Here is a 22,055-nt window from a genome sequence, read left to right as displayed (position 1 = left end):
ATCCCTCATACTTCACGCTGCAGGTGCGTTAACTGCGCTCATTCACCCCAGTCACATAGTTTTCTATGTTCCTGGGGGTTCATGAGCTTGTCGCCTTCCTGCAACGTGAATTATTTAAGATAAAAGGGTAGAGCTTGCCCCATCGTGTCTTATTTTATCGCACTCTAAAGGCACAGCCAGAAGGTACGGGCAATGTTGAAATTTATTCTGCGTCGTTGTCTGGAAGCAATTCCGACACTATTTATTCTTATAACAATTTCATTCTTCATGATGCGCCTTGCGCCAGGTAGCCCTTTTACCAGCGAACGCGCACTGCCGCCGGAAGTTATGGCGAACATTGAAGCCAAATACCATTTAAACGATCCGATCTCGACCCAGTATTTCAGTTATCTGAAACAACTGGCTCACGGTGATTTTGGCCCGTCATTTAAATATAAAGATTATTCAGTGAACGACCTGGTGGCCTCAAGCTTCCCAGTCTCGGCAAAATTGGGTGCTGCTGCATTTATCTTTGCCGTTGTTTTAGGGGTTTTCGCTGGGGTTATTGCCGCACTGAATCAAAATACCAAATGGGATTACGCCGTAATGGGGATAGCCATGACCGGGGTAGTTATCCCGAGCTTCGTGGTTGCGCCATTACTGGTTCTGATATTTGCGATAACCCTCAAGTGGTTGCCCGGAGGCGGGTGGAACGGAGGGGCCATTCAATACATGATCCTGCCAATGGTCGCGTTGTCTTTGGCTTATATTGCCAGTATCGCGCGTATCACTCGTGGCTCCATGATTGAAGTTCTGCACTCAAACTTTATCCGTACCGCACGTGCGAAAGGTTTACCGATGCGCCGCATTATTTTGCGCCACGCGTTGAAACCTGCACTGCTACCCGTTCTGTCATATTTGGGCCCGGCATTTGTCGGTATCATCACAGGCTCGATGGTTATTGAAACCATTTACGGATTACCGGGTATCGGCCAGTTGTTCGTAAACGGAGCGTTGAACCGTGACTATTCATTGGTTCTGAGCCTGACCATTCTGGTTGGCGCGCTGACTATTCTCTTTAACGCGATTGTTGATGTGCTGTATGCCGTTATCGATCCGAAAATCCGTTACTGACGCTGGAGTACGCCATGATGTTGAGTAATAAAAACAGCGAGGCGCTGGAAAACTTCAGTGAAAAACTAGAAGTAGAAGGCCGTAGCCTTTGGCAAGACGCCCGTCGCCGCTTTATGCATAACCGTGCAGCGGTAGCGAGTTTGATTGTCCTGGCACTTATCGCGCTGTTCGTGACCTTCGCGCCGATGCTGTCGCAATTTAGCTATTTTGATACCGATTGGGGAATGATGTCGGCTGCACCGGATATGACCTCAGGTCACTATTTCGGGACGGACTCCTCGGGCCGTGACCTGCTGGTTCGTGTCGCAATCGGTGGTCGTATCTCGTTGATGGTTGGTGTTGCAGCGGCACTGGTCGCGGTAGTAGTTGGCACATTGTATGGCTCGCTTGCGGGTTATCTGGGTGGCAAAACCGACTCTGTGATGATGCGTCTGCTTGAGATCCTCAACTCCTTCCCATTCATGTTCTTCGTAATTTTGCTGGTGACATTCTTCGGGCAAAACATCCTGCTGATTTTTGTCGCAATCGGCATGGTTTCCTGGCTGGATATGGCGCGTATCGTGCGTGGCCAGACGCTGAGCCTGAAACGTAAAGAGTTCATTGAAGCAGCCCAGGTTGGCGGTGTTTCTACCGTTAACATTGTAGTTCGTCATATTGTGCCGAACGTGCTCGGCGTGGTGGTGGTTTATGCTTCGCTGCTGGTGCCAAGCATGATCCTGTTCGAATCTTTCCTGAGCTTCCTGGGTCTGGGTACACAAGAGCCATTAAGTAGCTGGGGTGCATTGTTGAGCGATGGTGCCAACTCCATGGAAGTTTCCCCATGGTTGCTGATGTTCCCGGCAGGCTTCCTGGTTATCACTCTGTTCTGTTTCAACTTTATCGGCGATGGCCTGCGTGATGCCCTCGACCCGAAAGATCGTTAAGGAGTGCCGCGATGAGCACAATTGAAAATCCTGCGGTGGTTACTCCACTGAGCCAGACTTCTACGTTGTTAGACGTAAAAGATCTGCGCGTCACCTTCGGAACGCCAGACGGTGATGTTACTGCGGTAAACGATCTGAATTTCAGCCTGAAAGCCGGTGAAACACTGGGTATTGTGGGCGAGTCCGGTTCCGGTAAATCGCAAACGGCTTTTGCTTTGATGGGTTTGCTGGCGGCGAACGGCCGTATTGGTGGCTCAGCGAAGTTTAATGGTAAAGAGATTCTGAATCTTCCAGAAAGCCAGCTTAACCGTCTGCGTGCAGAACAGATTTCGATGATCTTCCAGGACCCAATGACCTCACTGAACCCTTACATGCGTGTAGGCGAGCAGTTGATGGAAGTGCTGATGTTGCACAAAAAATTGGGTAAAGCGGAAGCGTTTGAAGAATCTGTTCGTATGCTCGATGCGGTGAAAATGCCTGAAGCACGTAAACGCATGCGCATGTTCCCGCATGAGTTTTCCGGCGGTATGCGCCAGCGCGTAATGATTGCCATGGCGTTACTGTGCCGTCCAAAACTGCTGATTGCCGATGAACCAACGACAGCACTGGACGTAACTGTTCAGGCACAAATCATGACGCTGTTGAATGAACTTAAGCGTGAGTTCAACACCGCTATTATCATGATCACCCACGATCTGGGTGTTGTTGCCGGGATCTGCGACAAAGTACTGGTGATGTATGCTGGCCGTACTATGGAGTATGGTCAGGCGCGGGATGTGTTTTACAACCCGGTTCACCCGTATTCTATCGGTCTGCTAAATGCGGTACCGCGTCTGGATGCTGAAGGTGAATCACTGCTGACTATTCCTGGCAACCCGCCAAACCTGTTGCGTTTGCCGAAGGGTTGTCCGTTCCAGCCGCGTTGCCCACATGCGATGGAAATCTGCAATACAGCACCGCCGCTGGAACAATTTGGTGAAGGCCGCTTACGCGCCTGCTTTAAGCCAGTGGAGGAGTTAGTATGAACGCCGTGACGCAAGAGAAAAAAGTCCTCTTAGAAATCGCTGACCTGAAAGTTCACTTTGATATCAAAGACGGCAAGCAGTGGTTCTGGCAACCCTCTAAAACCCTGAAAGCGGTTGATGGCGTGACGCTGCGTTTATACGAAGGCGAAACGCTGGGTGTGGTCGGGGAATCTGGCTGCGGAAAATCAACATTTGCTCGTGCGATTATCGGTCTGGTGAAAGCCACTGAAGGCCGCGTGGCATGGCTGGGTAAAGATTTGCTGGGCATGAATCAGGACGAGTGGCGCGATGTGCGTAGCGACATCCAGATGATTTTCCAGGACCCGCTGGCGTCGCTCAACCCGCGTATGAATATCGGCGATATTATCGCTGAGCCACTGCGCACGTATCACCCAAAAATGCCGCGCCAGGAAGTTCGTGACCGTGTAAAAGCGATGATGATGAAAGTAGGCTTGCTGCCAAACCTCATCAACCGCTACCCGCACGAGTTTTCAGGTGGCCAGTGCCAGAGGATCGGGATTGCCCGTGCTTTGATCCTTGAGCCAAAACTGATTATCTGTGACGAACCGGTTTCAGCGCTCGACGTATCAATCCAGGCTCAGGTTGTGAACCTGCTGCAAAAACTGCAACGTGAAATGGGGCTTTCCCTTATCTTCATCGCGCACGATTTAGCAGTGGTAAAACACATCTCTGACCGCGTTCTGGTGATGTATCTGGGCCATGCTGTTGAGTTGGGCACCTATGATGAGGTGTACCACAACCCGCTGCACCCTTATACCAAAGCATTGATGTCTGCGGTGCCGATTCCTGACCCGGATCTGGAGAGAAATAAAACGATACAACTTCTTGAAGGGGAGTTGCCATCACCAATTAACCCGCCGTCAGGCTGCGTATTCCGTACGCGCTGCCCGATTGCAGGCCCAGAATGTGCGAAAACTCGCCCGGTTCTGGAAGGCAGTTTCAAGCATGCCGTTTCCTGTCTGAAGGTTGACCCGTTATAATCTCGCAGGGCTGGCATTACGCCAGCCCTTTTTTACAGGCGAGGTTTTCGTGACAGGGAATAAGAGTTCTTTAAGACTACGTTGTTACCACGTTTTATTTGACCAACGAACCCGCGCAGGGCGCCGCTGTGAAGCATTCTGGGGTTTACTGGCGCTGCTTAGTGTCATCACTGTTTTTATTGAATCCAGCATCGGCAATCAAGTCACTTTCACACCAGATCAGTGGCGGATGTTTATCGCCATCGAAATTGGTTTTACCCTGGTCTTTACCCTTGAATACGTATTGCGCGTGCTTGTCTGGCCCGATCCGGTGCGCTATGTGTTCAGTTTCTGGGGATTTATCGATCTTGCGACGATCTTGCCGCTGTATGTTTTGTGGCTATGGCCGGAGCTGGCAATACACTATTTCTTTGCCTGGCGCGCCATGCGGGCAATTCGCGTTTTACGCATCCTGAAATTACTGCGCTTAATGCCGGCGCTTAATAGTTTATGGCGTGCGGTGGTTAACTCCCGGCATCAATTAATTCTATTCTATTCATTTATCGCCATCGTATTAGTCACGGCTGGCGCATTAATGTATGGAATTGAAGGGGCCGTTAACGGCTTTACGAGTCTTGGTGTTTCGGTTTATTGGGCAGTGGTGACGGTTGCGACAGTAGGTTACGGCGATATTACGCCTCATACCCCGTTAGGAAGGTTAGTGGCTTCATTGCTTATCTTGATTGGCTACTCGGTGATTGCTATCCCAACCGGGATTTTGACCGCGCAAATGACGACGGAATTACAACGCAAAAGGCTGGAGCGAAAATGCCCGTTATGTCACCAGCAAGATCATGAGACTAACGCTCAATATTGTAAGTCGTGTGGTGGGCGATTACCGCTAATAGGGAAAGAAGAGTAGCGCGGCAGCAGTGCCGCGCTAAAAAACATCACTCGCGCCAGAGGATATGGCAGAGCTTGTGATCTTTTTCGCGGCACAGCAGCACACGAGCAAAGATATCGTTGATTTCACCACCGTCTGTGTCGGCAAGGCCAATCACTACTTCGGCAAAGAAGTCAGGGTTCAGGTCGAAATCTACATGTTCCTGCCAGTCTTCAGCGGGGTCAAAAAGCTCGGCACCGCCACGCTCTTCAAATTGCAGGTTAAATAAAATCACATCTGCCGGGTCGAGGTTATCAACCGCCAGCTCCAGAAAAATATCGTAAGCCTGCTCGAGAGTTTCATCTTCTGTCAGGCGGTTGTTCAGATCCATTTCCATGTCTGGTTCCACTTATTAAGTACTGATGCGCCACGTTTTACAGTAACGGGCTAAAGAAGTAAAACAGTCGCTCTACCACACGTTGCCACATTGGACGTTTCAACCACAAGCGTAGATCAACTAGCCGTGAGCGGGAGATATAATCGTCCTGTACGGCGGCAAGGTCGCTGGCAAAACCGGAGTCGTCGATAACCAGGGTTATCTCGAAATTGAGCCAAAGACTACGCATATCCAGATTAACCGTACCCACCAGACTGAGTTGCCCATCGACCAGTACGCTCTTGGTATGCAGTAGGCCGCCTTCGAACTGGTAAATCTTCACGCCAGCTTCCAGCAATTCGGTAAAGAATGCCCGGCTTGCCCAACCCACCAGTAATGAGTCGTTCTTGCGTGGCACAATAATACTGACGTCCACGCCACGTTGTGCCGCAGTACAAATCGCGTGAAGCAAATCGTCGCTCGGCACAAAATAGGGGGTCGTCATAATCAGGTATTCACGTGCCGCATAAACTGACGTCAACAACGCCTGGTGAATCAAATCTTCCGGGAAACCTGGGCCTGAAGCAATCGTGTGAATGGTATGACCGCTGGCTTCTTCAAACGGCATAATATTGGCGTCTGGGGCAGGGGGTAAAATGCGCTTACCGGTTTCGATTTCCCAGTCACAGGAATAGACAATTCCCATAGCTGTCGCGACCGGGCCTTCCATACGAGCCATTAAATCAACCCATTGCCCAACGCCTGCATCTTGTTTAAAGAAGCGTGGGTCGACGAGATTCATACTGCCGGTATAAGCGATGTAATTATCGATCATCACCATTTTGCGGTGCTGGCGTAAATCCATGCGGCGCAAGAACACACGCATCAAATTAACTTTGAGCGCTTCAACGACTTCCACGCCGGCGTTACGCATCATATTTGCCCACGGGCTGCGGAAGAAGGCGACGCTACCGGCTGAGTCCAGCATTAACCGGCAGTGGATCCCACGACGCGCCGCAGCCATCAGTGATTCAGCCACTTGGTCTGCTAACCCTCCTGGCTGCCAGATATAAAACACCATCTCGATATTATGACGCGCCAGCTGGATATCGCGAATCAACGCATGCATCGTTTCATCAGAGGTCGTGAGTAGTTGTAGCTGGTTGCCTTTAACGCCACCAATCCCCTGGCGACGTTCACATAACTGGAATAACGATGTCGCGACTTCGCTGTTTTCTTCGGCAAAAATATGTTTGCAGCTTTTAAGATCGTTTAGCCATTTTGCGGTTGATGGCCACATAGCACGTGCACGTTCGGCACGACGCTTGCCCAGATGCAACTCACCAAACGAGAGGTAGGCGATTATCCCTACCAGAGGAAGAATATAAATAATCAGAAGCCAAGCCATGGCAGAAGGAACTGCGCGACGTTTCATTAAAATGCGGAGCGTCACGCCGGCAATTAATAGCCAGTAACCTAAAATTATCAGCCAACTAACGACTGTATAGAAGGTTGTCATAGTTCAAAAATCCTTTAGAAACCGTATGTTTTGAGTTTACGCATAACCGCCATAAAACAATACCCAAATAATTCGAGTTGTAGGAAGGCGGCAAACGCGTGAGTCCCCAGGAGCATAGATAACTATGTGACTGGGGTGAAGGCGAGTAGCCAACGCACCAACAACTTGAAGTATGACGGGTATAATCGTAAAACGTCTGGTCTGGCGTGAAGAAGACACTATAATGGCGCGTCTTACATGCAACCTGAGTCGTAAAAATGAGGCGTAGTAGAACTGAGGTCGGACGTTGGCGTATGCTGCGTCAGACACAACGGCGCAGATCGCGTTGGCTGGAAGGTCAGTCACGCCGTAATATGCGCATTCACGCCATCAGAAAGTGCCAGACAAACCGCCAGCGTAACTCCTTGCTGTTTGCCATTCACGATCAATGGGCGTCGTAAAGAAAAGGGCACCGCTTGCGGTGCCCAGTATCTTCAAAATCTTCAAAATCTTCAAAATCTTCAAAATCTTCAAAATCTTCTGAAACTTCGGTCTTACGAGAAATGCATTGCCAGTAAAATAATCAGCACTGTGACCGATGCCGCCGCGACAATCACCAAAGGATGTTTGGCAAGCCAGGCGTTCCAGCGTGCTTCCTGATTACCCACAGATTGCTTGTGGCGCTCATAAGACTCATCAAACAAATCCATAAAAATTTCCTGATAACTTCATTCACCGTACGAATAGTTGAATCAGAATACCTTCTTGAATGGCTTGATTGCTACCTGTTTATAGACACCCGCCGCAATATAAGGATCTGCTTCAGCCCAGGCTTGGGCATCTTCTAGAGATGCAAACTCAGCAATCACCGTTGAACCGGTAAAACCAGCAGCACCAGGGTCATTACTGTCGACGGCAGGCATAGGCCCGGCAGTTAACAGGCGACCTTCATCGCGTAAAAGTTGTAGACGGGCCAGGTGGGCAGGGCGCACAGCCGTGCGTTTTTCGAGAGAGTCGGCATTATCTTCCGCATAAATGACATACAGCACGTGCAGCACTCCTTATAGATATGAGGTTTGTAAAACACGGTAAGTGAATGGCGCTAAGACTGCAACTTGAAATCAATTGCGCGCTAACAAGATGTTACATTGTGGGTGTTAATTCAGCAGGAATCACCATCTGGCTAAAACTTACCAAAATGATAGCCGATACTTTGTTGGTCGTGTCAGCGAGCAGTCCAGATGGTTGGGGTATCAAATTTTTTTGAAGAGTATATACAATACTAATAATAATCTAACTAATACACATGATGTGCAATGGGCAGTTACTCATTTTTTTAATAGAGTTTAATTATAATCTTTGTCAGAGATGATATTTATATTTTATATGAGTTTGTATTTTTTATTTTTCTCGTGAATAGGCAGTAGCTTGTAATGTCTTATATGTCACTATGGAAGGGTATTTTAATTGAAGGAAGGCGAAAAATATTGTTTCATACAAATTCGATTTAATTAAAAGGATTTTGGCTATGGCAGGGCTATCCGAAACGGCTCAACAGCAAGATACTATAAACCGCTATTTATTGTATTTTCACTGTAACGAGAGTGTTATACCCGATGTGAATTCTTTCACAGCGAATGAAGCATTAAGCCAGCCTTATCGATATATCATCCGTTTTACAACCTCAGAACAAAACATTTCTATTGATACGGTGCTCAATCAGAAGGCTGAATTTATACTGCGTGCTCCGAACCCAATAGCAAAATGGCACGGAGAATCTAACTGGTTGCTGGTGCGACAAATTAATGGCGTAATCACTCGTTTATCACGTATCAGTTCCTCAGCCGATGAGGCACTGTACGAATGCGTACTGGAGCATGAATTAGTACTATTGAGTCAAAATCATCGTTCGGCTGTTTATATGAATATAACTGTGCCAGATCTCGTTACGCTGGTGATGAAAAACAGTGGTTTTTTTGAAGGTTTCAACATCGATTTCGATAAGCTGAGTCACGATTATCCGCGGCGTGAAATGGTTATTCAGTGGAAAGAAAACGACTTGCAGTTTATCCAGCGACTTCTTGCAGAGGTGGGTATCTGGTTCCGCATTGAAAATCACGACAAAGTGCAAAAGGAAACGGTCACTATCTTTGGTGACTCTGCGGCACGTTATATTTTCAGCGACAAACAAACACCATATATTCGCGATTCTGGCACGACAAGCCATGAAGAATATGTCACGGATCTTGAAGAGCAGCACAAGATAATCCCTCAAAGTGTACTGGTGCGTACATATAATTATCGTGCCCCTCAATCACCTCAGGTAAATAAAACCATCGCAACACAGAGTACGCCTGCCGGTATAAATAACGGGCAGGAATATCATTACGCAGATCATTATTTGGAAAAAGGGGATTCTTACGGTAAAGAGGCTGAAACAGCTAACTTTTATGCTCGCCTTCGTTATGAGCGTCTACTGAATGAGCAGTGTATTCTTGGGGCCAAAACTAATGATCCTGTACCCCAGCCTGGCATCATGTTCAACATATCTGGCCCTATTCCCGATGGATTTAAACCTGGACTCCTCATAACAGCCATGACGATAAGGGGCAGCCGGGCAGAACATTATTGCGCAGACCTGACAGGCATTCCTTATTTTCATATTTACAATTTCCGCCCAGAACTTATTTCTCGCCCAGTGATTGCAGGAACGGTACCCGCGAAAGTGGCCGCCATGACTTCCGATAAAACATATGCCGGAGTGGATGCTCAAGGCCGTTACCGTGTGCAGTTTGATTTTGATCTGGATGAAAAGCGGGATGGTTTTGAAAGTGCTCTGGTGCGCCTTGCACGGCCGTATGCCGGTGACACCTATGGTTTTCACTTCCCACTGCTTGAGGGGACTGAAGTGGCCGTAGCTTTTGAAGGTGGCGACCCGGACAGGCCATTTATCGCTCACGTCATGCATGACGGAAGTCGCCCGGACCTGGTGACAAATCGCAATGATACCCGCAACGTGATCCGCACCGCTGGGCTGAACAAAATTCGCCTTGAAGACCGGCGCAATCAGCAACATATCAAGATTTCCACTGAATATAGCAAAGGGCAACTTAGCGTTGGTCACCTTGTCGATGCCGACGGGAAAAAACGTGGAGAAGGTCTGGAGGCGCGCACCGATAGCTGGATGACATTGCGTGCTGCAAAAGGGGTGATGATTACCACCGAAAAACAACCCCGAGCCTTGGGTCAACAACTGGATATGAACGCCGCTATTGCACAGCTGGAAGCTGCTTTGAAAGTGGCAATGACGTTACAGCAAAGCGCCAATACAGCAGGAGCCAGTAATGTGGATACCGAGCAACAAAATGCGCTAAGTCAGACGCTGAACCAGCTCTCAGCTCCAGGTATTCTGACTTATGCCGGGGAAGGCATGGCACACGTCACGCCACAGAGCCTGCAGTTATCGGCTGGAAAAGATTTGATAGCGACTGCGGGAAATAACGCAAGTGTGAACGTAGTGAAGAAATTCTCGCTGGCCGTGGGTGAAAAGCTTTCATTGTTTGTCCGCAAACTCGGTATCCAGTTGATTGCTGGCGCAGGGGACATCAACACCCAAGCCCAGCGCGGTGCTATGCATATGCTTTCTGAGCAGGATTTCACCATGGTCAGTAAGGCCGGGAAATTGAACGGTAGTGCCAAACAGGGGCTGCAGTTTGTTTGCGCAGGTGGAGGGATTCGGGTCAGTCCGAGCGGGTTAGTGACAATATTCTCGCCTACGGGCATTGAACTTAAAGCGCCTAACCTGAAATACGACGGTGCGGAAAGTGCCCAGGTACAATCCCCTTCATTTAATAAAGGCGCATTTAAGCAGCGTTATCAGTTGCATGCGAGCGACGATGCAGACCAGGTCCTTGCAAACAGAAAATTTAAATTATCCAGCTCGTCTGGTCAGGTGGTGGAGGGCGTCACTGATAGCAACGGTTATTCCCCACTGCTTGATGCGGATGATCTTGATACCTACAAGCTGGAGTTAATGGAATGACGGAGACAAAAAACAGCCCATTTGCCCCACGGGTAGTTTCCCAGGGAGATATTCCGGTACACAAAAACCTGGGGGAAGTGGCTCAGACCTGTCGTGTGGGTGTACCACGCCCGATGCCGTGTATTGTGATTTTAATTCATGGCGTTAATGATGTTGGCGAAGCGTACCAAAACCAGGAGAAAGGCATTATTGCAGGGCTAAGTAAGCGCCTGGGTCGTAATGATTTTCATGCACATAGCTGGCGTGATTTCATCATGATGCATAACGAAGAAGCACAGAAGAAAGTCTCTGAATCAGGTCGATCTCCGGTCATTCCATTCTACTGGGGTTATAAGCCGGTGACGCATGCAGACTATCGTGCTGACCAGCAACGTTACCGCGAAGAAATTGATAAAGTTTCAGACGCGGCCCATCTTCCATATGACGCTTATCAGGAAGATAACGAAAAGAACAAAGCCGCATTGGGCAACGATGGCAGTAGCCCGTTTAAGTACCAGAACGACAATTTCAAAAACGCCCTGGATGCAAATTTTGCAAAAAATGGCGGGACGTTTGCGAACGCGACAACCAACATCCCCGATATGTTGGGGCCGGGAGCCGGAGGTGTGGCGTTAACTGTTGCCGGGTTTGGCACGCTGCATATGAACGGAGGAGATTATACCCATCCAATTTTCCCTAATCCGCACCGTATTTATCAGTTTTTTGCCGCCCAGCGTCTGGCAGATTTGATAATTCAGATCCGTGGTGAAGATGTTACTAAGAATGATGTGATTAACGTCGTGGCACATAGTCAGGGTACGATCATCACCATGCTGGCAAATATGCTGGTTAAGCAGGCCGGCTATGATCCGGTCAATTGCACCATCCTGAATCATTCACCGTACTCTCTTGAAGCTCGCTTGAGTGAAGACGCCCAGCCGGGTCATCACCAGACGGCTTTTGCGCGGCAGAAAACGTTTAAAAATTTCTGCGCACTGATGGCGACACAGTACAAAGGCGGGGAGCTGTCAGATGGCGCTATGCTGGAGATGGAGGCCAGCTGTACGCTGCGTAAACCGTCAGATAATCCGCTACGAAAAGATATGAAGTACCGCCGTGATAACAACGGCAAAGTTTATAACTACTTCTGCCCTCAGGATGGCACGGTGTCGTTACAAAATATTCAGGGGGTTGGTTGGCGTGGTATTCCGAATGATATAGCCAAAAACATGCCTAATCTCCGTCAACGCGGTTTTTGCCAGCATCGCTGGGTAGGACGGCTGGAAACGGAGCCGTTCAAAATGAGCCAGAAAAATAAAGGCGATTTCAGCACCACTCCAGTCATGAACGCTGGTTATTCCTATAGCGATGTGGTGATCAATGGTGAAGAACTGCCGGAGCCGTTTATTTTTGAGCTGCAAGGCGAGAGAAACAAAAAAGACGACGATCCAGCAACGTGGGATACACCTTATGAAGCCTATGTCGACCCAGACAGCCCGGATGCCTACATCTCCTATTCGGCAAAAGCCTATGCCGTTAAACGTACTGACTCAGCCACGTATTCTGTTAGCCATTATCAGAGTCTCAACTGGCGGCCCAGTCACGTTCTGACGCCTGAAGAGCTGAAGGTGGAAAGTGTTGGCCGCAAACATGAAGTGATTCGCGGTGTCGTTACGGGAACAAAAGACTTTCAGAATGTCACCCTAACCTGGCTGAAAACGCCGGAAGAGTTGCAGGCGGAATGGCAAAAAACCGATCCGGTAGGGTACAGCCAGCACTCATCTATCGTCATGAGCGAACTTGCCCCATCTCACGCGATGGCTTTTGACCTGGCACTAGGCCAGTGCAAAGCATTTGACTATAAAGCCGGTAAATTCTGGGAGGACCTACTGCACCGCGCTGACTGGCGCGACCCGCTGAATAAAAATCCTCAAGCAAAAAAATACTACCTGATAGGGAAACTGCCCGAGCCAGAAACCAAATTTTATATGAATAATCCCGATGATATTTTACCTAAAGGGGATTTTGGTGTTGAAAACCGGTTTAACAATCCCACAACGATTCAACCTTCCCGTGATCTGGCTGCCGGGAATCAGGAAACACCGAATCTGCAATGGGCTATGCCAAAACCGATGAGCGACAGCCAGTTGGCTTGAGGATAAACAATGAAAGGATTTAAAGCAGGACTTGCTGCTGTCGCTGTTTTACTGATTGCCGGATGCCAGTCCAAAGAGCCGCCGACACAGGTGGTTTACCGGTTTGATGACCATCGCTATCTGGAGCTGAAAGGCTGGGGCTGCGAGGGAGAACTTTGGTACACGGATACGCAACGAGGAATTCGCTCACGACCATATTCGCAGTTTTACCGCCTGTTTACGCGAAAGTTTGTCCATTCATCAGAAAAATATATTGCAATTACAAGCTGGGATGTTAGCGGTTTTACAGTTTCTAAAGACTATGGTGAAACCTGGCACCTTGCGCAATTTTCTCCATCAGGGAATGAACCTAACGGAGATAATCGTGCGCCAAGCCAGGATGTGATTTCCTTCACTGTCGTTAACGACCAGGGCTTTTTACAAACAAAACACCGACTGTATATGTCCTCCAAACCGTTTGATGATCCACGAGTGGTCGATGGTGGCCCTGGTATCACTTACACGCTTGATGACGGAACCATTCAAAGGATTGATCCCCGTTCGCCTGGGTGGAAATGGGGGATGGTGTATTTCACTAAAGAGGGATTACAAGGAAAAGTCATTAGTCATGAGACTAATTACCAGAATTTACCGGACCAGATACCCGATATTAAAGGCTATACGGGCTGGGACCACATGCGCTGCGATATGGATTTGGGGCGTAAGGATAAACAATGAAAGGATTTAAAGCAGGACTTGCTGCTGTCGCTGTTTTACTGATTGTCGGATGCCAGGCCAAAGAGCCGCCGACGCAGGTGGTTTACCGGTTTGATGAATATCGCTATCTGGAGCTGAAAGGCTGGGGCTGCGAGGGTGAACTCTGGTACACGGATAGCCAGCGAGGTATTCACACTGAACCCGTAAAACAGTTTTACCGTATTTTTACCAAAAAATTCGTTCATCCTTCCGAACGTTATATCGCTTTACCTACTTGGGATTCTGCAGCGTCAATCGTTTCGAAGGATTACGGGCAAACCTGGTACCCCATGATGTTCTCCCCAGGTGAAAATGAGCCGAATGGGGATTCGTCCCCACCTTACGATGACGTTCTTTCCTTCACTGTCGTCAACGACCAGGGCTTTTTACAGACCAAGCACCGGCTGTATATGTCCTCCAAACCGTTTGATGATCCACGAGTGGTCGATGGTGGCCCTGGTATCACTTACACGCTTGATGACGGAACCATTCAAAGGATTGATCCCCGTTCGCCCGGGTGGAAATGGGGGATGGTGTATTTCACTAAAGAGGGATTACAAGGAAAAGTCATTAGTCATGAGACTAATTACCAGAATTTACCGGACCAGATACCCGATATTAAAGGCTATACGGGCTGGGACCACATGGGCTGCGATATGGATTTGGGGCGTAAGGATAAACAATGAGAGGATTTAAAGCAGGTCTTGCTGCTGTCGCTGGTTTACTGATTGCCGGATGCCAGTCCAAAGAGCCGCCGACGCAGGTGGTTTATCGGTTTGATGACCATCGCTATCTGGAGCTAAAAGGCTGGGGCTGCGAGGGAGAGCTTTGGTACACGGATACGCAACGAGGAATTCGCTCACGACCATATTCGCAGTTTTACCGCCTGTTTACGCGAAAGTTTATCCATTCATCAGAAAAATATATTGCAATTACAAGCTGGGATGTTAGCGGTTTTACTGTTTCTAAAGACTATGGGGAAACCTGGCAACTTGCGCAATTTTCTCCATCAGGGAATGAACCTAACGGAGATAATCGTGCGCCAAGCCAGGATGCGATTTCCTTCACTGTCGTTAACGACCAGGGCTTTTTACAGACCAAACACCGGCTGTATATGTCCTCCAAACCGTTTGGTGATCCACGCCTTGGCGCTGGCGGGCCGGGAATCACTTACACAGCATCAGATGGTGCAGTACATCACATAGATCCCCGATCCCCCGGTTGGGCCTGGGGTATGGTGTATATGACTAAGCAGGGACTGCAACAAACCACGGAGCAATTTAAATCTAACTGGCAGGAACCACCAGATAAGGTGCCGGAAGTGAACGGCTATACGGGCTGGGACCACATGCGCTGCGATATGAACGCCGGGCGATAAGGATATAAGCAATGAAAGGAGTTATCCGTCTTAATGACCCGCTGGTGAGTGGCGGGAAGGTGATTAGCGCGTCAGGGGCCGATTTTATGGGGAAATCTGTCGCGCTGAAGGGCGATAAGGTTGAGTGTCCAGAACATAAAGGGGTGTTTGCCATTTCTGAATGTCATCCGTCATGGACAATGCACGACCGTGGCGTTGTGGTGGATGGTTGTAAGGCTGAATGCGGTTGTGTAATAAAAACGACACTAACGATTGCGGGAGCTGCATGATGAATTGGTGGTTATTTAAGGAGCAAAAAAAGCCTGAGCGATCAGAGTTTCCAGTACTAGCGACGGTAATTATTGCCCTGTTTGTCCTTATCATCAGTGTTGCTGTTCGTGCAGTGACGTGGCCGGGCGATAAACACGTCGATGAATATTTTTTTACTCAATCCGTCGTTTTTCCACTGCTCGTGCTGTTGTGCGTAGTGTTTCTCTTTCTTATACCTGTCAGTACCAGGAAGCACTACGAGGAAACTCGGGTGGCGATTGCAAAAGAGCGGGAAGAGCAGTTAAAGCAGTACGCCAGGCGGCACCTCATTATTGCTGGTTGGGCTACGCTGACTCCACTGGATGAACCAGCATTAAACATGCTTAAACTGGAAGGGGAGTTTCCGCTAGCGCCAAAAACACCTATTAAGATTCCCCGCGAATATGATTTTGAGTTTACCCACACCGAACTACTGCTGAATCGCTTATTGGCCCCACTTGCAGAAAAGCTAAAAACACCCCATTACAGAAATTTTGATTCAACATTGTGGGTTCGCGGAGGTGATGAATCGTGTTGTGACGATCTGCGCCGTACATTTGAACGCCTGGGGCTGGCATCAAACAAAATTGAATATTTACAAGACTGCCCGGATTACTCGCTGGTCACCAACTGGATAGATAGTTCCACTAACTATGTGACGAACCGGCTGCTTGTCATAGTGGATATGCATGACGAGGGAAGTGAATCGAAATCGATGGAAAACGCTAGTGCTTTTTGGCTGACTAATATATATGGCAAAACGGAAGGTGAGAAACCGATGTACTTGTATCGGCCAATTACGGATGTAACAGACGTGGAAACAGTCATACCCGTGTATTTGTACATAGCCCCAGTAAGTTCGCCCAAAACGCTCTGGTACACCGCTTTATCTAAGGTCGAAAAATATCCACTCATGCAAATACTCGATGATCGTAAGCTGGTGGCGAGTCGGCTGGATGTAGAGACTTCTTTCGGGGGAAAAACGGCGGGTTATCGATGGTTAGTCTTGGCGTTGGCTGCTGATGCTGTCAAATATTCCCAAGGCGATCAGCTTGTTGCCGCTTCTGATAATAACAAGTTAGGTTTAGCTGCTGTGTCATCACGTTTAACTACTGCACCTTCGTCATCCTGGTATGTGGACTATATGTACCCTTGGCAATACGGAGGATTATTTGGAATGTTTCTTTCAGGATCGTTGTTCGTTGGGATATGCGGCTTCGGTAAACCGGAAGCAATGGCTAATGTTTCGGGTTGGTCAGTATTATTTTGGGCATTATTCCTGCTGACTTTATTTTTGAGTATGGGGATCATGGCGACCTGGCATGCAGGCAACGAAGCATACAGGGATATGTGGGGGCTCGACGAATAAAGCTTTGAGTATTTGAACTCATCCAGCCAGCAAATGAAGTGGACGGTGAGCTTGTTTGCAACCAAGCGCTGCTACTTGAATAGCTAAATTGTCGTGAAATGGGTATTGCGTATCTGGGTTTGTTTCAGCTTGATTTCAAATCAGGGACTTGCTGCTGAAACGTAAATAGGTGATAACACTTCTCATTTGCGGTACAATCTCTGAAAGTCGTAATAACACTACAATTTCAAATGATACTTTCAGCGAATAGTTCAAATACAATGACCCTTGATTTACCTCGCCGCCGCTTTCCGTGGCCGACCGCACTCTCTGTCGTACTTCATGGTGCTATTGTCGCGGCGGCTCTCTATACCTCGGTACATCATCAGGTTGTTGAGTTGCCAGCACCTGCACAGCCTATCAGTATCACCATGGTGACTCCGGCTGAGCTTGAACCACCGCAACCTGAAGTTGTTCAGCCACCGCCAGAGCCGGTAGCCGAACCTGAGCCTGAACCGATCCCTGAGCCGCCGAAAGAGGCGCCAGTTGTCATTCATAAGCCAGAACCGAAACCAAAACCTAAGCCAAAACCGAAGCCGGTGAAAAAGGTTGAAGAGCCGAAGCGCGAAGTAAGGCCGGTTGAACCGCGTCCGAGCGCACCGGTAACTAACACCGCACCCGCACGTCCCGCACCGGTTGCAAACACTGCACCTGTTGCCTCAGCAGCACCTGTTGCCACTGGGCCGCGTGCGCTGAGCCGTAATTCGCCACAGTATCCTGCGCGTGCGCATGCACTACGCATTGAAGGCAAGGTACGTGTGAAGTTTGATGTTGCTGCAGATGGTAGCGTAAGCAATGTGACTATTCTTTCCGCGACACCTGCCAATATGTTCGAACGCGAAGTGAAACTGGCGATGAAAAAATGGCGCTATGAAAGCGGCAAGCCAGGGCAAGGTATGATTGTCAACGTGGTGTTTAAACTTAACGGCGGCGCGACGATGGAGTAATCCATCTCCCGGCACCAAATAAAAACGGAACCTGTCGGGGTTCCGTTTTTTTATGCTTATAAGAATGTGTAACTCAGGTTCACCCCCACACCATAATTTCGCCCCGGTGCGGGCTCGTAGTAGCGACCATTACTTTCGTTAACAATAACGGAACCGACATACTCGCGATCGAACAGGTTATCGACGCGTCCCCAAATATCCAATAACCAGCTTTCTTGAATCCGCAGTTTATAACCGCTATTGAGTGTGGCGACCGTGTAAGTCGGTGCTTTCGCAGTATTTTCATCATTGGCCTGAATATCACTCATATAACGCACGTCGGCTCCAGCATAGAACCCTTCTGGCGGTGCGTATTCAAGCGAAGCGTATCCCATATTACGCGCGATGCCCGGAATACGATTACCCTCGCAGTTGTCATCACCGCATGCGTTGCTGCGATAGGTCGCATCGAGATAAGTCCATGCCATTTTAACGCGCCAGTCGTAGCCAAGTTGGCTATCTGCAGAGAGTTCCACCCCACGGCGGCGGGTTTCACCGGCGTTTTTGTAGGTTGTGCGCCCACCACTGCTTTGGTCTGCAACAATTTCATCATCGGTATCTGTCTGGAAGAGTGCCGCAGTAAACAAATTATTGCCGACGCGCGTTTTACTGCCGATTTCCACGGTATCGCTGGTGGACGGTTTTAATCCAAAATTCAAACCTGACTGGCCGTTATCACGATACGAGAGTTCGTTGATGGTCGGCGTTTCAAAACCACGGCCTGCCGAGGTGTAAATATTCCAGGCATCGGTCACGGCGTATTTCAACGCGGCGGCAGGTAGCCATTTGTGGTAGCTCGCATCGCCGCTGTCATCGCCATTTTTACCGGTAATGTACTGATCATTCGAGTCGAACCAGACCGAGCTGAAACGCACACCTGCATCGAGGCTGAGTTTATCGGTGAGTTGCCAGGCAGTTTGCAGATAGGGGTCAACGTTCCACATCAGGTTACGTTCGTCACGGCGAAGGTCGCCTTTTTCGCCTAAAGCGGTGGTGCCGTTTTCTACCACAAAGTTTTCATACCCTTTGCGCTTTTCCGACATGGTTTCGTAATCAAGCCCGGTGGTAAACGTTACCGGCACAGATAGAAGATTGCCTCGATGTGTCCAGCGAGAATCTATCCCTTGGTAATGGCGTGAAAGTTCAATCACGCCACCTGGATGTGTTGGGTTTAATGGGTTTAACTGAGGGGCCACGGGAATTGACTGATATTGCGTAGTTTCGCGCACCCCTGCATAGGTCATGACACTTAAATCATCATTGGCGGTTAACTGCCTGTCGTAGCGCAGGCCAGCCTGAGTCTGTTTAGTGGTCTTGCGGGTATTGTACTGTTCGGCACGAGGGGCCTGAGTCGGGTCATTGCGCCATTCCTGCTCGGTTAACCCGCCAGGATCGTTAGCATCTATATCTACGCTATTGAGCAGCAACGTTAATTTGCTTGCTTCATTGAGACGCACACCCAGTTTGGCATTGCCGAGATTCTTTTGGGCGCTGCTGTGGTCGCGATAGCCATGAGTAGTAAAGCGTGAAGCTGATACGGCGTAATCGACATCGCCGGCCTGCGTACCATCACCCATTGCGCCGGTTGCTTTAATACTGTTACGCCAGCTTCCGAAACTGCCGTAATAGCTGCTGGCTTCAAAAGTTGGCGGCTGTGTACCCGTTGTAGTGCTGACATTAATCACGCCACCCGATGCGTTGCCATAAAGTGCCGAGAAGGGGCCGCGTAACACTTCAATACTTTCTACGCTGTTAATATCGATATTCGAGGTTTGGCCCTGGCCATCAGGCATGGTAGCGGGAATACCATCGACATACATTCTTATGCCGCGCACACCATAGGTGGAGCGAGAACCAAATCCGCGCACCGAAAGCTGTAAATCTTGCGCATAGTTCTGGCGATTCTGAACTTGCAAACCCGGTACGCTGCTAAGGCTTTCTGAAAGATTAACGCGTGGTGCCGCCTGGCGCATATCGTCGCCATTGACGACACTCACTGCCGCTGGCGTATCCAGCTCGGAAATCGTGCCTTGTGTTGCGGTAACGACCATCGTCTCTTCGGCGGCAAGTACCGGAAGGGCAAAAGACGAAAGGGCCGGGACTAATATCAGTGGCAGGGAGATCTTTCCATGGTGCACAATTTTCATCAGACATTTTCACAGGTGGGAGCATTTTACGTTCCGGACGAACCATCTGGAACATTCAAGAGGGTATGTTAATACTTGTGATGAATGTTTGAAAAGTGTTAACGGCACATAACGTTAATGCAAGTTTTTATGAACGAAAGTGTTTTGTGAGTATTTACGCGGCGCCAGGAGTGATTTTTCAGAAGTGAAAAAATATTTTCATATTCCTGCATCCAGTTCATTTCCTCGTACGTATATCAGAGTGTGAGCCAACAACGTGCTCCTGACTCAATGAGGAAATAACCATGAACAGAATCCTTACTGCTGCTATCTCTACATCATTACTCTTTAGTGCCGCCAGCATGGCTGCCATGATGTCAGACTCCGTGATGGTGGGCGGCGCTGCGATGTATCCTTCAAAAAATATCGTAGAAAATGCGCTCAACTCTAAAGACCACACAACCCTGGTTGCCGCGGTAAAAGCTGCGGGTCTGGTCGACACATTGCAGGGAACAGGACCATTTACTGTGTTCGCACCAACTAATGCAGCATTTGCAAAACTGCCCGCAGGGACCGTTGAGAATCTGGTGAAACCGGAAAACAAAGCGGTACTGACCAACATCCTGACTTATCACGTCGTGGCAGGAAAATACGACATGAAGCAGCTTGAGAAAAAAATTAAAGATGGCGGCGGCCATGCGGAGTTGAAAACCGTAAATGGGCAACCTTTATGGGTAATGAGTAACGGCCCGCATAACATCCAGTTGAAAGATGCTCAGGGAAATATCGCGAATATCAGTACTTATGACGTAAATCAGAAAAACGGTGTAATTGACGTTATTGATACTGTCCTGATGCCTAAATAAATCCTGTCTATACTCGGTGTGAGTGACTGACTCACACCCAATCAGGAAAGATATGGATAATCAGCAAGTGCAACAACAGGTAGCGCTTGTGCGGGCGGTTGCCGATGGTGACCGCCGCGCCTTTGAACAACTTTATCGCCAGACGTCACCACTCCTTTTCCCGGTAGCGTTGCGTATGTTGCGCCGCTCTGCATGGGCCGAAGAGGTCCTGCATGATAGTTTTCTTGCCGTCTGGAATCGTGCTGCAACTTATGACCCTGCCTTTAGCTCCCCGATGACCTGGCTTACGCACATTGTGCGCAATCGTTGTATCGATTGGCTAAGAAGTGGCGCCGCTCGTAGTAGTGAACTGGAAGATGAACTGAATGAATATACGCCAGTAACGAGCCATCAAAATGAAGATAGCCAGCACGACGATAAGCAAGTCGACAAACTCACACTGTGCCTTGCGCATCTGCCCCCAGAACAACGGCAAAGCGTGGTGCTGGCCTACTATCAGGGGTTGTCGCATAGCGAAATTGCAACCTGGATGCATCAACCGCTTGGTACCGTAAAAAGTTGGGTGCGCCGTGCTCTGGACCACCTTAAGGACTGCGTAGGATTATGAAAAGCAGACAAGATATCGACAGCGCATTGAGCGCGCAGTATGCCCTGGGCACCCTGCGTGGGAATGCGCGTCTGCGTTTCGAAAAACGCCTCGCACATGAACAAGAGTTGGCACAGCAACTTGGTCGTTGGCAAACCTTGCTGGCACCATTTGAAAACAACACACAGCACCAGATTCCACCAGAACGGGTGTGGAAAAAAATACAGCTTAGCTTACCGCCGCAAAAACCAACGTCATTGTGGAACTGGAATTACCTGGGGTGGGCGCTGGCAGCCGGACTCGCCGCGGTTATTCTGGTGCCGTATTTCGCGAACCGCTCACCCGATCTCGCACCGCTGGTGGTGTTAAACAGCAGCGATACAACCAAAGGTCAATGGGTTGTCAGTGCTGACAGTGAACGTAAAACGCTGCAGTTGGTTCCGGTTCAGCCTCGCGCAATTGCGGCCAATAACAGCTTGCAGTTATGGGCGATACCTTCAGGTGCAAAACCGATTTCACTTGGCTTAGTGAATGCCAGTGAGCCGACACAACTTACTGCAACCAGCGTGGCTTTATCTCCAGGCACGACGATTGCAATCAGCCTCGAACCACAAGGCGGCTCTCCAACGGGGCAACCGACCGGGCCAGTCCTATTTAGCGGGACATTGTAAAGAGCAGCAAAAAGGGCAGAAAATATTCTGCCCTTT

Annotated in this window: 22 protein-coding genes; 17 read left to right on the top strand and 5 right to left on the bottom strand. The window is 49.1% G+C overall.

All coding sequences use genetic code 11. The features are described from left to right. The first annotated feature begins 192 nt into the window (after nt 1-192). The 5 genes from oppB to LVQ76_RS08420 are packed head-to-tail and all read left to right on the top strand — an operon-like array spanning nt 193 to nt 4,963. Complete coding sequence (oppB, locus tag LVQ76_RS08440; RefSeq protein ID WP_064518504.1) at nt 193-1,113, top strand: oligopeptide ABC transporter permease OppB; 921 nt, start codon at nt 193-195, stop codon at nt 1,111-1,113. A gap of 14 nt (nt 1,114-1,127) precedes the next feature. Continuing rightward, complete coding sequence (gene oppC, locus LVQ76_RS08435) at nt 1,128-2,036, top strand: oligopeptide ABC transporter permease OppC (protein ID WP_064518507.1); 909 nt, start codon at nt 1,128-1,130, stop codon at nt 2,034-2,036. A gap of 11 nt (nt 2,037-2,047) precedes the next feature. Then, nucleotides 2,048-3,061, top strand: a complete 1,014-nt coding sequence (locus LVQ76_RS08430; protein WP_232864423.1) for an ABC transporter ATP-binding protein — start codon at nt 2,048-2,050, stop codon at nt 3,059-3,061. Next, entirely contained in the window at nt 3,058-4,062 is a 1,005-nt protein-coding gene (oppF, locus tag LVQ76_RS08425) for a murein tripeptide/oligopeptide ABC transporter ATP binding protein OppF (protein WP_232864424.1), read from the top strand. Before LVQ76_RS08430 ends, oppF begins: the two co-directional genes overlap by 4 nt. A gap of 49 nt (nt 4,063-4,111) precedes the next feature. Further along, nucleotides 4,112-4,963 carry an ion transporter gene (locus tag LVQ76_RS08420; protein ID WP_232903706.1) on the top strand — a complete coding sequence of 284 codons (852 nt, stop codon included), beginning with the start codon at nt 4,112-4,114 and terminating at the stop codon, nt 4,961-4,963. A gap of 28 nt (nt 4,964-4,991) precedes the next feature. On the opposite strand, the gene LVQ76_RS08415 is transcribed toward LVQ76_RS08420, so the two are convergent. Then, a complete protein-coding gene (locus LVQ76_RS08415; protein ID WP_034455830.1) occupies nt 4,992-5,321 on the bottom strand; it encodes an HI1450 family dsDNA-mimic protein in 330 nt (109 codons plus the stop codon). A 37-nt stretch (nt 5,322-5,358) separates the two neighbouring features. Next, complete coding sequence (cls, locus tag LVQ76_RS08410) at nt 5,359-6,819, bottom strand: cardiolipin synthase (RefSeq protein WP_151993295.1); 1,461 nt, start codon at nt 6,817-6,819, stop codon at nt 5,359-5,361. Between the two features lie 257 nt (nt 6,820-7,076). On the opposite strand from cls, the gene LVQ76_RS08405 reads away from it, so the two are divergent. Further along, nucleotides 7,077-7,259, top strand: a complete 183-nt coding sequence (locus tag LVQ76_RS08405; RefSeq protein ID WP_072009405.1) for a YciY family protein — start codon at nt 7,077-7,079, stop codon at nt 7,257-7,259. Nucleotides 7,260-7,352: 93 nt separating this feature from the next. On the opposite strand, the gene LVQ76_RS08400 is transcribed toward LVQ76_RS08405, so the two are convergent. Together LVQ76_RS08400 and LVQ76_RS08395 are read right to left on the bottom strand one after the other, a co-directional pair. Further along, nucleotides 7,353-7,508, bottom strand: a complete 156-nt coding sequence (locus LVQ76_RS08400) for a hypothetical protein (RefSeq protein ID WP_154150139.1) — start codon at nt 7,506-7,508, stop codon at nt 7,353-7,355. A gap of 42 nt (nt 7,509-7,550) precedes the next feature. Then, the gene (locus LVQ76_RS08395; protein WP_034455828.1) at nt 7,551-7,847 is read right to left on the bottom strand and encodes a YciI family protein; all 297 of its coding nucleotides are present in this window, start codon (nt 7,845-7,847) and stop codon (nt 7,551-7,553) included. A gap of 479 nt (nt 7,848-8,326) precedes the next feature. On the opposite strand from LVQ76_RS08395, the gene LVQ76_RS08390 reads away from it, so the two are divergent. The 8 genes from LVQ76_RS08390 (at nt 8,327) to tonB (ending at nt 17,731) form a co-directional block, all read left to right on the top strand. Next, complete coding sequence (locus LVQ76_RS08390) at nt 8,327-10,840, top strand: type VI secretion system Vgr family protein (RefSeq protein ID WP_232921410.1); 2,514 nt, start codon at nt 8,327-8,329, stop codon at nt 10,838-10,840. Continuing rightward, nucleotides 10,837-12,975, top strand: coding sequence for a T6SS effector phospholipase Tle3 domain-containing protein (locus tag LVQ76_RS08385; protein WP_232921409.1), 2,139 nt, complete (start codon nt 10,837-10,839; stop codon nt 12,973-12,975). The genes LVQ76_RS08390 and LVQ76_RS08385 overlap by 4 nt, the downstream gene beginning before the upstream one ends. Nucleotides 12,976-12,984: 9 nt before the next feature. Beyond that, complete coding sequence (locus LVQ76_RS08380) at nt 12,985-13,692, top strand: sialidase family protein (protein WP_232864428.1); 708 nt, start codon at nt 12,985-12,987, stop codon at nt 13,690-13,692. Continuing rightward, nucleotides 13,689-14,396: a T6SS immunity protein Tli3 family protein gene (locus LVQ76_RS08375; RefSeq protein ID WP_232921408.1), complete on the top strand. Its 708-nt coding sequence runs from the start codon at nt 13,689-13,691 to the stop codon at nt 14,394-14,396. Before LVQ76_RS08380 ends, LVQ76_RS08375 begins: the two co-directional genes overlap by 4 nt. After that, nucleotides 14,393-15,088, top strand: a complete 696-nt coding sequence (locus LVQ76_RS08370) for a T6SS immunity protein Tli3 family protein (protein WP_232921407.1) — start codon at nt 14,393-14,395, stop codon at nt 15,086-15,088. Before LVQ76_RS08375 ends, LVQ76_RS08370 begins: the two co-directional genes overlap by 4 nt. 11 nt (nt 15,089-15,099) lie before the next feature. Further along, complete coding sequence (locus LVQ76_RS08365) at nt 15,100-15,357, top strand: PAAR domain-containing protein (protein ID WP_232903702.1); 258 nt, start codon at nt 15,100-15,102, stop codon at nt 15,355-15,357. Then, on the top strand, nt 15,354-16,745 hold the full coding sequence (locus LVQ76_RS08360) for a hypothetical protein (RefSeq protein ID WP_232921406.1): 1,392 nt from the start codon (nt 15,354-15,356) through the stop codon (nt 16,743-16,745). Before LVQ76_RS08365 ends, LVQ76_RS08360 begins: the two co-directional genes overlap by 4 nt. Before the next feature lie 260 nt (nt 16,746-17,005). Next, nucleotides 17,006-17,731 (top strand): TonB system transport protein TonB, encoded by a 726-nt coding sequence (gene tonB, locus LVQ76_RS08355; protein WP_232864433.1) that lies wholly within the window; start codon nt 17,006-17,008, stop codon nt 17,729-17,731. Nucleotides 17,732-17,787: 56 nt separating this feature from the next. On the opposite strand, the gene pqqU is transcribed toward tonB, so the two are convergent. After that, nucleotides 17,788-19,917, bottom strand: a complete 2,130-nt coding sequence (pqqU, locus tag LVQ76_RS08350) for a TonB-dependent receptor PqqU (protein ID WP_232921405.1) — start codon at nt 19,915-19,917, stop codon at nt 17,788-17,790. A gap of 284 nt (nt 19,918-20,201) precedes the next feature. Here pqqU and LVQ76_RS08345 point away from each other — a divergent pair, with 284 nt between their 5' ends. Genes LVQ76_RS08345 through LVQ76_RS08335 form a run of 3 tightly spaced genes read left to right on the top strand, consistent with a single transcriptional unit; the run spans nt 20,202 to nt 22,019 of the window. Next, nucleotides 20,202-20,762, top strand: coding sequence for a fasciclin domain-containing protein (locus LVQ76_RS08345; protein ID WP_232864435.1), 561 nt, complete (start codon nt 20,202-20,204; stop codon nt 20,760-20,762). 52 nt (nt 20,763-20,814) lie between these two features. Beyond that, entirely contained in the window at nt 20,815-21,369 is a 555-nt protein-coding gene (locus tag LVQ76_RS08340) for an RNA polymerase sigma factor (RefSeq protein WP_232864436.1), read from the top strand. Continuing rightward, nucleotides 21,366-22,019: an anti-sigma factor gene (locus LVQ76_RS08335; protein WP_232921404.1), complete on the top strand. Its 654-nt coding sequence runs from the start codon at nt 21,366-21,368 to the stop codon at nt 22,017-22,019. The genes LVQ76_RS08340 and LVQ76_RS08335 overlap by 4 nt, the downstream gene beginning before the upstream one ends. Nucleotides 22,020-22,055: the final 36 nt, after the last annotated feature.

Origin of the sequence: Buttiauxella cochleicola (assembly GCF_021283185.1) — a bacterium.
Classification (GTDB): domain Bacteria; phylum Pseudomonadota; class Gammaproteobacteria; order Enterobacterales; family Enterobacteriaceae; genus Buttiauxella; species Buttiauxella massiliensis.
Note: the sequence above shows the minus strand (reverse complement) of the source record. Positions and strands in the feature narration are given on the sequence as shown.

What these genes read in the sequence shown, in the direction of transcription:
- oppB (WP_064518504.1), top strand. Translation starts at nt 193, where the DNA reads ATGTTGAAATTTATTCTGCGTCGTTGTCTGGAAGCAATTCCGACACTA.
- oppC (WP_064518507.1), top strand. Translation starts at nt 1,128, where the DNA reads ATGATGTTGAGTAATAAAAACAGCGAGGCGCTGGAAAACTTCAGTGAA.
- LVQ76_RS08430 (WP_232864423.1), top strand. Translation starts at nt 2,048, where the DNA reads ATGAGCACAATTGAAAATCCTGCGGTGGTTACTCCACTGAGCCAGACT.
- oppF (WP_232864424.1), top strand. Translation starts at nt 3,058, where the DNA reads ATGAACGCCGTGACGCAAGAGAAAAAAGTCCTCTTAGAAATCGCTGAC.
- LVQ76_RS08415 (WP_034455830.1), bottom strand. Translation starts at nt 5,321, where the DNA reads ATGGAAATGGATCTGAACAACCGCCTGACAGAAGATGAAACTCTCGAG.
- cls (WP_151993295.1), bottom strand. Translation starts at nt 6,819, where the DNA reads ATGACAACCTTCTATACAGTCGTTAGTTGGCTGATAATTTTAGGTTAC.
- LVQ76_RS08405 (WP_072009405.1), top strand. Translation starts at nt 7,077, where the DNA reads ATGAGGCGTAGTAGAACTGAGGTCGGACGTTGGCGTATGCTGCGTCAG.
- LVQ76_RS08400 (WP_154150139.1), bottom strand. Translation starts at nt 7,508, where the DNA reads ATGGATTTGTTTGATGAGTCTTATGAGCGCCACAAGCAATCTGTGGGT.
- LVQ76_RS08390 (WP_232921410.1), top strand. Translation starts at nt 8,327, where the DNA reads ATGGCAGGGCTATCCGAAACGGCTCAACAGCAAGATACTATAAACCGC.
- LVQ76_RS08385 (WP_232921409.1), top strand. Translation starts at nt 10,837, where the DNA reads ATGACGGAGACAAAAAACAGCCCATTTGCCCCACGGGTAGTTTCCCAG.
- LVQ76_RS08380 (WP_232864428.1), top strand. Translation starts at nt 12,985, where the DNA reads ATGAAAGGATTTAAAGCAGGACTTGCTGCTGTCGCTGTTTTACTGATT.
- LVQ76_RS08375 (WP_232921408.1), top strand. Translation starts at nt 13,689, where the DNA reads ATGAAAGGATTTAAAGCAGGACTTGCTGCTGTCGCTGTTTTACTGATT.
- LVQ76_RS08370 (WP_232921407.1), top strand. Translation starts at nt 14,393, where the DNA reads ATGAGAGGATTTAAAGCAGGTCTTGCTGCTGTCGCTGGTTTACTGATT.
- LVQ76_RS08365 (WP_232903702.1), top strand. Translation starts at nt 15,100, where the DNA reads ATGAAAGGAGTTATCCGTCTTAATGACCCGCTGGTGAGTGGCGGGAAG.
- LVQ76_RS08360 (WP_232921406.1), top strand. Translation starts at nt 15,354, where the DNA reads ATGATGAATTGGTGGTTATTTAAGGAGCAAAAAAAGCCTGAGCGATCA.
- tonB (WP_232864433.1), top strand. Translation starts at nt 17,006, where the DNA reads ATGACCCTTGATTTACCTCGCCGCCGCTTTCCGTGGCCGACCGCACTC.
- pqqU (WP_232921405.1), bottom strand. Translation starts at nt 19,917, where the DNA reads ATGAAAATTGTGCACCATGGAAAGATCTCCCTGCCACTGATATTAGTC.
- LVQ76_RS08345 (WP_232864435.1), top strand. Translation starts at nt 20,202, where the DNA reads ATGAACAGAATCCTTACTGCTGCTATCTCTACATCATTACTCTTTAGT.
- LVQ76_RS08340 (WP_232864436.1), top strand. Translation starts at nt 20,815, where the DNA reads ATGGATAATCAGCAAGTGCAACAACAGGTAGCGCTTGTGCGGGCGGTT.
- LVQ76_RS08335 (WP_232921404.1), top strand. Translation starts at nt 21,366, where the DNA reads ATGAAAAGCAGACAAGATATCGACAGCGCATTGAGCGCGCAGTATGCC.